This window comes from candidate division TA06 bacterium (genome assembly GCA_004376575.1).
Taxonomy (GTDB): Bacteria; Hydrothermota; DG-26; order E44-bin18; family E44-bin18; genus E44-bin18.
Genome location: SOJN01000148.1, coordinates 54,112 through 64,027 on the forward strand (window position 1 = coordinate 54,112; position 9,916 = coordinate 64,027).

General features: G+C 49.3%; 5 protein-coding genes. 3 read left to right on the forward strand and 2 right to left on the reverse strand.

From position 1 onward, the window contains the following. Nucleotides 1-5: 5 nt before the first annotated feature. A complete protein-coding gene (gene murJ / locus E3J62_12545) occupies nucleotides 6-1,598 on the reverse strand; it encodes a murein biosynthesis integral membrane protein MurJ (GenBank protein TET43773.1) in 1,593 nt (530 codons plus the stop codon). Nucleotides 1,599-1,710: 112 nt separating this feature from the next. On the opposite strand from murJ, the gene rpsT reads away from it, so the two are divergent. Beyond that, entirely contained in the window at nucleotides 1,711-1,986 is a 276-nt protein-coding gene (gene rpsT / locus E3J62_12550; GenBank protein ID TET43774.1) for a 30S ribosomal protein S20, read from the forward strand. A 257-nt stretch (nucleotides 1,987-2,243) separates the two neighbouring features. Here rpsT and E3J62_12555 read toward each other — a convergent pair whose 3' ends face one another. Further along, the gene (locus E3J62_12555) at nucleotides 2,244-4,160 is read right to left on the reverse strand and encodes a DUF2723 domain-containing protein (protein ID TET43775.1); all 1,917 of its coding nucleotides are present in this window, start codon (nucleotides 4,158-4,160) and stop codon (nucleotides 2,244-2,246) included. A gap of 201 nt (nucleotides 4,161-4,361) precedes the next feature. On the opposite strand from E3J62_12555, the gene E3J62_12560 reads away from it, so the two are divergent. Both E3J62_12560 and E3J62_12565 read left to right on the forward strand, forming a co-directional pair. Next, nucleotides 4,362-9,224 carry a choice-of-anchor D domain-containing protein gene (locus tag E3J62_12560; protein ID TET43776.1) on the forward strand — a complete coding sequence of 1,621 codons (4,863 nt, stop codon included), beginning with the start codon at nucleotides 4,362-4,364 and terminating at the stop codon, nucleotides 9,222-9,224. A gap of 19 nt (nucleotides 9,225-9,243) precedes the next feature. After that, on the forward strand, nucleotides 9,244-9,699 hold the full coding sequence (locus E3J62_12565; protein TET43777.1) for a DUF3795 domain-containing protein: 456 nt from the start codon (nucleotides 9,244-9,246) through the stop codon (nucleotides 9,697-9,699). Nucleotides 9,700-9,916 lie beyond the last annotated feature (217 nt).

A 9,916-nucleotide genomic window follows, 5' to 3' on the forward strand; every position in this document is an offset into this window, starting at 1 on the left:
TCCTCTTATGCCCGTCTTACCCGGTCTCGAAGGTCTTTTGCTATCTGCCCTACCTCTCTTATTGCCATCAGCCTTGCGAAAACAAGAAAGACAATTCCACCAAGGATCAAGGGTATTATAAGAAGAATAGCCTTTGAGGCAAGTGAAACAAAACCTATTCTTCCTGAGAGCCAGACGTAGCCACCCCAGGCAGCGCCCCCCATTAGCAAGGAGGCGGTAAGGACTCTCCCCCCGGTGGATCTGATGGCTTTTGCGTCATAAGGCCCCAGGACGCCACGCACTGCAGCGAATAAGAGAGCCATATTGAGAATAGAAGCGAGAGAAGTTGAAAATGCCATTGCCCTGAACCTCATGGTCCACATGAGAGCAAGATTCAGCGCGATGTTTGCAGCAACACAAGCAAAACTTATCTTCATAGGAAGTCCAGGTCTTTTAAGCGAGTAGAAGACCGATGCAAGTACCTTGGATGCTCCAGCACCCATAATAGTGAGCGAGTAGAACATCAGGGCTTGAGAAGTGAACAATGTGTCAGCCTGAGTGAAATTTCCCCTCTCATAAACAAGTGCACAGATGGGTCTGGCGAGCACTGCCGTCAGCACAGCAGCAGGTATGGTCAGAGTAAAGACGAGTCTCATGGAGTAGGAGAACGTGGACCTGACCATGTCCATCTCTCTCCTTGAGACTTCCTCGGATAGTCTGGGTAGAGCGACAGTCGCAACTGCGACACCAAAAAGCCCTATGGGCAACTGCATCAGCCTGAAGGAGTAGCTCAGATAAGAAACCGAGCCCTCCTCCAGAAGCGTGGCGAGAAAGATGTTTATGAGCACATTTATCCTCGTTGCCGCCATTCCGGCAGCAACCGGAAGAACAAGAAGGATTATACTTCGAACGCCCGGGTGGCGAAAGTCAATCCTGAATCTATAATGGAAGCCAACACTTCTGAGTAGAGGGATCTGGATGATAATCTGAAGTAGCCCGCCGGCAATCACACCCAAAGCAACAGAGGTTATCGGGTCCCAGCCTATTCCCGGCATGAATCTGTATAGAAGGACCGCGCAAGTTATGACGCCGATATTGAAAAGGGCAGGAGCTACCGCTGGAACGAAGAACCTCTTGAAATAGTTGAGTACCCCCATCATCAGTGCAGAGACAGCGATGAGAACAAGAAATGGAAAGATGATCCTGGCCAACTGCCAGGTGAGAGCAATTTTTCCCGGTTCCCTTGCGAATCCAAAGGCAATTGCTTTCATGATCCACGGAGCAAAAATAACGCACAGCGCGCATACTACACTGACAAAGAGGATGAGAGAGTTAAGGACGGTATTGGCAAACCTGAGCGCTTCCTCTTTGCCTTTTTCCACATACTCACTAGAAAAAATTGGAATGAACGCCGCGTTAAGCGTTCCTTCAGCAAAGAAGTCTCTCAGCAGATTTGGGACATTGAAAGCGACTCGGAAGGCATCCATCGCATACCCGGCCCCGAACAGGTACGCAAGAACTACTTCTCTGGCCAGACCAAGAAGGCGGCTTATGCCGGTTGCCGCACTAAAGGCCGCGGCCCGACCCGTAATCTGACCCCTCTCCCCTTGCTCCCCCATCAGCTATTTCTATACCACAAAACGGCCAGCACATCAACAGGGATTAAAAAACTATTGACACTAGGGCCTGGTGAGGGTATAGTCGGCACTCTGCAAATCAACGGAGGATGCCTTGGATAGACACAAATCTGCTGAGAAGAGAACTCGTCAAAATGAACGGCGAAGGATGAGGAACAAGGGGATGAAGTCCGCCATGAGGACTGCCATAAAGAAAGCCTCTGCCGAACCAAAGACCGAAAACCTGAATACCACGTATTCCATGATTGACAAGGCGGTCAAGAAACATCTGATTCATAAGAAGACCGCAGCCAGGATGAAGTCTAAACTGGCCCGCACCGTGAGCCCCAAACCAAAACCCCAACAAAGAGAAACAAGCGACAAGTCGTAAGCTGAAGGACGGCTGTACGCTTAAGACACAAGCATGCTGTCAGCTTCGGGGACGGTTTCCTCCTAAAACCCGAAGGATCTTCGACTTGACATTTGACATTTCGTCTCTTATGCTAATTTCGTCACATCTGTATCTGACTGCCGTACATTCACTTACGAGCTAACCTCGGGGACGGTGCCCTCCCAAAACCCGAAGGATCTACGACTTGACATTTGACAAAACCCGTGTAGAACCGGCAGCATTTGGTCTCCCCACACCTATTTTTCCTGCAGTTCACTGCGGGCTGCGGCAAGTCCCTTCATGGCAAGTTGATTGTTTGGCTCGACCCTTAGGACCTTTTCGAATTTCTCTATTGCTTCCTCATATTGACCGAGCATGAACTGGGACCCGCCCAGATGAAGTGTCGCAGGAAGATTGTCTTCTTCTACTGACAACACACTCTCGAATGCCCGTTTCGCATTAACATACAAACCTTCATTCATCATTCCAATTCCTGACGAGAGCATCATCCTCGGATAGATCTCAAGATTATGCCTGGTTCTTTCGTCCCTATAGGTTCTGGCACTGAAACTTGATTTTAGGTTGAGGCTGCCATAGTCGAATATTCTCTGTTTCCTTTCTTCTCTGAACTCAAAAATAGTGCCGTAGGGAATCTTTTCCAGGTCCCGTCCGATCTCACGCGCATCAACATCATGGCCATTGATAAAAGTCGTGTACGCCCTGCCTGTTTTCATCTGATTATTTATGAATGAGTTGACCATTCTAATGAATCTCCTCTGAATCTCTACAGGGCTTCTTAGTGTTCCATGCTCGAACTTGTAGAGCTCTTCAAGATACGATTCTATTTCGGGCTTTGATAGATTGAAAGTCCTTGGAGACTGTCTTTCTAGATAGTCGAAATACCACGAGCGCCGAAGAAGTTCTTTGTCGATCATAACAACATCTCTTCTTTTGCCCTCGATGTGTTGTATGTAAAGTATGGGAGAGTAAATGTCCCAGTTGTTGGTGAGGCACAATCCGTTATTTTCGATTGACTTGAGATGGTTTTCGCCATACTCGTATGCGATGCGATTCCTGCTCATATCGCATTTGTAGTAATGCGCGCCAATTGGAATCAAGAAGACAAAAGCGCCAAGCAACAGGATTGCTTTCCGCGTAGTTTTTCTGAACAGAAACCGTAAGCCAAAACCAGAAACCACGGCCATTATCATAAATGCTGGAATGTAATACGCGTCTATGTCCGGTATGTCATAGTTCAGTGAGTACAATAGGTCGAGGAAAAAGATTGCGAGAATGAGATAGACCTTTTTAGACTTCTTTGCTGCGAAGATCCCCAGAAGCGGCAGCCACAGGAGAAATGGTGTGAACTGGTCAAGTGCCAGACGGCCGAACTGGATAAGGTGAACCTTCAGGACCTGAAGTTCCGAACTGAACATCCACACCCTGTACTGCTTCCCACTGACATGCCATATGAATCTCTCAAGCGTGGATGCATTCCCCCAATTCATCACTGGATTCTCATGAGCCCTGATGGGGAGATACGCATATATGGAGAGACCAAGAAAGAAAAGGACAATCATCAAAGGGAGTTTCTTGAGCGTTTCCTTGCGAACACCCAGTATGTAGATTCCACAGGGGATTCCAACAAGCAAAGCACCCATATGATTGGATAGAGCCAGTCCCAAAGTGTATGCAAAAAGGAGAGGCGCTTTCTGGTCATCTGAGAAAGTGAGGAAAATAAGAACAGAGATGAGGAATGTGGTCAGTGAATATACTTCAGTGACCACTGCCTGATTCCAGATGGTTGTACTGAAAGCAAACGAAGAGGCGCAAAAGAAAGCGAGCAGTCTGGACCTGGTTGGATCAGCGCCCTCGGAGGCAAGAATTCTGGAGATAGTGATGAACAGAATGAACGTTGAAAGCGCTGCAAAGAACGCAGACATGAAATTTGTTCTCACGACAACAGAGCCAAGAGGAATCAGGGAAAAGAGTCTGCCAAGGAGAGTATACAGAGGGTAGCCTGTTGGATGAGCTATCCCAAGAGTTCGTGACACAACGCACAATTCTCCAGCATCCACAAAGCCGACAGTACGACACAATGTAAGACTGTAAATGATTAGCGGAAGAACAAATGCTGCCACACCGAGGATGACTGCGAGCCTCTTGTTGTGCATGTGCACAGTCTACGCAACCCAACCCATCGAGTCAATCCCATAACATAGATGAAATGGCGTGAACTATTCTGTTGACCAATTTGCTTTTGTGCAGTAGACTCCTTCTGTAAGAGAACGGTCTTCAAGGACGGCGCGGATGTTCGGGTGTGTTACACAAAAAGAGAAAAAGCTCAGGTCACGGAAGTGTCCCGCGGGCAACCAATGTCTGCCCGCGACCTCACGATCTCTGGAGGAGCAATGAATAAAAAGTGTTTGCTCATTGCCATGGCCATTCTTTTCACCTTCGGCTATGCCATGGCACAGGTGCCCAAAGTCTCACACATATATCCCGATGCTGGAATAAATACACAAAGCGTTGATGCCAAGATATACGGCGCCAACTTCCAAACAGATCCTATAAACGCAGTCAAACTTGTCAGGCCTGGCTACCCGGACATAGACGGAACCTCCATAAACATCGTCTCAGAGGAATACCTGACCTGCTCGTTTGACCTGACAGGCGATTCAACTGGCCTACATGACCTCACAGTCTCAAACAGTTCTGGCGAAGATACGCTGCCTCGGTGTTTTACAGTCTATACACCGTCTGGCTCTTCTCTCGTATGGGCAAGGACTGTAATAGATTCGGGCGCACCTGCCTCCTATTACATTGCTATGGGAGACGCTGATGGGGATCACGAAATCGAGCTATATGGTGCAAAAGGTTGGAGCATCTATCAATACAAATGGGATGGGATGGGTTGGTCGAAAACCACCATAGGTGCCGGCAGCGATTACGTCATTGAGATCGCATTGGGGGATGTGAATCGCGATGGCAAGATCGAAATATATGTTGCATGCCTGGACGACACACTGTACATGTTTGAGTGGAATGGCGTGTCCTGGATCCGAACACCTATTTGGGCCAGCAGCGGCGGCATACGAGGAGTTACGATAGGAGACGCTGATGGTGACGGAGAAAATGAGCTGTACACCGCTGCCCGAGACAGCATCTTCGAGTTCGAGTGGAATGGCGTAGCCTGGCAGTGGTCAACCGTCGGAGCCTGTTCACTCAGCTTTTTGGGGTTTCGCACAGCTCTTGCAGTCGGAGATGGAAATGATGACGGTGAGATAGAACTATATGGATGTGCCGTCGACAGTACCATACAGTTCAAATGGGATGGAGTGAGTTGGGTAGAATCAGCAGTCGGTAGGCACACCGGCTTTGCGGTTGCCCTAGGTGACGGCAACCGGGACGGAGATATGGAGACGTATGCTGGTGGTGACAGCATCCATCAATTCAAGTGGGACGGGGTGAATTGGACGAAGACACCGATGGGCAGCGTAGGATTCCAGGCTGTTCGATTTGCGGTAGCAGATGGCAATGGGGATGCCGAAATCGAGGTATATGTGACGTCCGCTATGGATCCCGGTTTTGCCGTAATCCACGAACTATGCCAGTATGAATGGACCGGTGCATCCTGGACAGAGACGACCATCTATTCGATCCCCAGTGTGGAAATACCTGGACTTGCGGTGGGGGACGGCAACTATGACGGTGAGATGGAAGTGTATGTGGCAACAGAGAATGGTGACCTTTACCAGTTTAAGGCTGCGTTTATCCCTGACATCGAAGTGTCTGACACGGAACACGACTTCGGCCCGGTTCCTATCGGTGATTCGCTAGACTGGGAGTATCTCATCATAAGAAATGTTGGTGTTGACACCCTGTTTATCGACAGTATCCTGTCCGACACTGCTGACTATGGAGTGTTGGCCTCATTATTCTCCGACACGATACTTGCAGACGATTCGATGCTTGTGACTGTAAGGTTCAAGCCTTCTGCAGTTGACACCATAGCAGGAACGTTGTCAATCTTCTCAGATGACCCGGATGAAGCAGTGCTGAATGTTTCCCTTACGGGAGTCGGCATCATCCCTCCAAAGGTCAGCCATATCTACCCTGACGCAGGCATAAACACGAGTACTGTTGACGCCAAGATATACGGCGCCAAGTTTCAGACAGACCCCGTAAACGCAGTCAAACTTGTCAGGCCTGGCAGCCCGGACATAGACGGAACTTCAATAACCGTCGTCTCAGACGAGTATTTGACCTGTTCGTTCAACCTTACCGGAAACTCGACTGGCCTGTATGGCCTTGTAGTGTCAAACAGTTTTGGTAATGATACCCTCCCCGGGTGCTTTACCATATGTTCGCCGTCAGTGTCTCCATACATTTGGGAAAGGACAACTGTCTACTCGGGCGGCGGGAGCATTGCTGGACTTGTCGTCGGAGATGCCGATAATGACGGAGATATAGAAATGTATCGTGCAAGCGGTTCGAGTTTGTTTCGGTTTGAATGGGATGGCTTCATGTGGGTCATGACATTTCTAGGTGGTGACGCATCTGGCATGTTCGACATCGTACTGGGAGATGGGAATGGGGACGATGAACTGGAAATCTATGGCGCTTGTTATGACGATAGCGTCTATCAGTTCAAGTGGAATGGTTTTGACTTCACGAAGACAGCAGTCGGCGCTGTCAACAGCAGCATCCGCTCTCTTGCCTTGGGGGATGGAAATCGGGACGGCGAACTCGAGATTTACGCTTCTGACCTGGACAGTATCTATCAGTTCAGGTGGGACGGAATAAGTTGGACAAGGACGACTGTTGGTGCATGTTCACTTGCTTCTATGTCGCTCCGAAGAGTCCTCATTGCCGGAGACGGGAATGATGATGGCGAAATTGAGCTATATACCTACAGCAGCGACAGTATCTATCAGTTCAAATGGGACGGAATCAGTTGGACAGAATCAGCTATCGCAGAGAACGTAGGTTTTGCCCTTGCAGTAGGAGATGGCGACCAGGATGGTGAGACGGAGATATACGCAGGTGGGGGCAGTATACACCAGTTCAAGTGGAACGGCACCTCGTGGGGCCAAACAATAATCGGCAGCATAAACGGCGCCGTGTCCGGGCTCGTCGTGGGAGATGGCAACGGAGACGGAGAGATGGAGATATATGCAACAGTTGGTATGGAACTCGGTTACCCCCCTGACATGGGTATTCATTATTTCAAGTGGGATGGAATACAATGGGCGAAGACAACAATTTCCAACTATGAATTGTATGAGCCTGCTGTGGGTGATGGCAACTATGACGGTGAGATGGAAGTATATGCGGCAACAGGGGGCGGCGATGTTTACCAGTTCAAGCCCGCCTTCATCCCAGACATAGAATTGGCTGAGACTTCCCATGACTTCGGCTCAGTTCCTATCGGTGATTCGCTTGACTGGGAATATCTCGTCATCAGGAACGTGGGGGTTGACACGCTGTTTATCGACAGTCTCCTGTCCGATACCGCTGTTTATGCGGTGACGGAACCAACATTCCCCGATACAATACTCTCAGACGACTCAACGCTTGTGACCATAAGGTTCAAGCCTCTTGTCCCTGATACTGTATCGGGAACACTGAAAGTGTACTCAAATGACCCGGATGAACCTATGTTGAACATTTCGCTGACTGGTGCAGGGATAGCTTCAACGCCGCCGGACTCCTTCAGTCTCATTTCACCGCCAGATTCCGCGGTACTCGCAATCACGAGACCGACATTTATCTGGGGGGCCTCAGACGACACTCTGGAAGGGCTCAAAGATTATCATGTTTATATAGATCTTACCCTCAGGGACAGTACAGAGGACACCTCATGGACTTCAGATTTTGATCTGGCCGAAGCATGGCACGACTGGTACATAGTCGCCTATGACAGCGTGGGGAATCCGCAACAATCATCTGAGACCTGGGCTCTACTCATTGACACCACGGCTCCCTCAATTGTCACCTTGATTTCACCCCCTGACAGTTCATATCTGAATGACACGACCGTCAACTTCGCGTGGCATCAGTCAACGGACAATCTCAGTGGTATCGACCACTATATGCTTCAGCATACCCCGGACAGCAGTTTCTCATCTGGTGTGATTGGAACAACTTCAATTGACACTGTGTTCACCCATTCATTGTCTGATTCTATTTACTACTGGAGAGCGAGGGCAGTTGACAAGGCTACTAATCAGGGCAACTGGTCGGATGTTTGGAATTTCACCATTGATACCGAAGTTCCCGACGCACCAACGCTCATTTCACCGACAAACGGGATATTCCTGAGTGACACTCTTGTCATATTCGAATGGAGCGAAGTGACAAGTCTTGCACTTTCCACTGCTCACGACCGAGACAAAAATAGAGGAGGTTCTCCGTTAATCTTACGATCCGCAATTACATATGTTTTTCAGGTAGATACACTCCTCGATTTTGTCTCTCCCCTACTTGTCGATACACTCGATACGACCTCAACCACCTTATTCCTGTACGAGGACTTTCCATTTTGCTGGCGAGTGAAGGCCTATGATCCAGCGAATAATCAGGGGCCGTATGCTGATCCGGATAGCTTCGGAGTCGATATCACCCCGCCAGTCATCGGATCTACCACTGTACTTGTTGACACCTCTTTCGTCGGACCGTTCGAAATCTTGACAAAAGCGACGGACAGCCTTGCAGGAGTAGATTCAGTCGTGCTCTGTTACAAAAGAGACGAGGACCCTGATTGGGTCTCTGTTGTAATGAGCCCGGCTGGTGCACCTGACTGGTATGTGGATTCAATACCGGCAGTCTCCAATGTGAACGACACGGTTCGGTATTATGTTGGTGCGTTCGATGCCGCTCAACCTCCAAATTCAGCAACAGACCCGGAAGGCGCACCGGCTGAATACCATGTGTTCATTGGCAATTTTGTCGGTGTAGCGGAAGCGAAACATTTGCCTGGAGACTTCTTTTTCGGTCTGGAGAGAAATCCTGCCAGAAACAGAGTGTCCTTCCATCTGGAAATCCCAGAACCCGCTCTAATCTCTTTGGAGATTTACGATGTCTCAGGTAGGCTCATTGATACTCCTATGAGGGGCGTAAGGCCTGCTGGGCTCTATGAAATAACCTGGGGCTCAGGCGTCACCTCGGGGGTTTACTTCTATTCCCTCGAATCCCCCTGGGGAAAGAGAACAGGGAAACTGGTCTTGATACGTTAGTATTTCACCAAGGAGCTACATGATGGATAAGAATGCGCTTGTTGGCAGATGTGGCCTGTATTGCGGTGCGTGTGTCATATACAGAGCAGAAAGAGACGACCCTGAATGGCAGAAGCGGCTAGCTGAGCACTTCAAGTGCCCACCTGAGAAGGTGAGCTGCCAGGGGTGCGGCGCGCTCACTCCGAATTGCTGGGGTAATGACTGCGAGATGGTCAAATGCCTGGATGAAAGAGGTTACCAGTTTTGCTACGAGTGCTCGGAATACGAGGCTAAGACCTGTGATAAGTTTGAGGAGATTTGGAAGCGTTACTCCGAGGAAGACTCCGTGGATCTGAGAAAGAATCTATCAAGGATAAAAGAAGGCAAGGTGGAAGAGTGGCTCAAGGAGAGCGAAAAGCTTTACACTTGCCCACACTGTGGCAAGCCAATAACGACCGGTGCAAAGAAGTGCCATCACTGTAAACAACAGTTGTAAGATGCAAGACAAATGAAGCTGTCAGCCGTCAGCTAAGCCAAAAAACAAGGCCACAATCAAGCAATCAGTTCTTCCATTTTGCCCTTCGGGCTTTGTAATCGTGTTGTCATTCTGAGGCGCCCGACGAAGCCACGAAGGGCGTAGTCGTGGCGCCGAAGAATCCGCTTGCGCCAAGTTCATCCTTCTAGTAGCATTTGGGGACAGCCCCCCAATTTTA

Excerpts from the sequence above, each read along its gene's own strand:
- murJ (TET43773.1), bottom strand. The coding sequence starts at position 1,598 with ATGGGGGAGCAAGGGGAGAGGGGTCAGATTACGGGTCGGGCCGCGGCC.
- E3J62_12555 (TET43775.1), bottom strand. The coding sequence starts at position 4,160 with ATGCACAACAAGAGGCTCGCAGTCATCCTCGGTGTGGCAGCATTTGTT.
- E3J62_12560 (TET43776.1), top strand. The coding sequence starts at position 4,362 with ATGTCTGCCCGCGACCTCACGATCTCTGGAGGAGCAATGAATAAAAAG.
- E3J62_12565 (TET43777.1), top strand. The coding sequence starts at position 9,244 with ATGATGGATAAGAATGCGCTTGTTGGCAGATGTGGCCTGTATTGCGGT.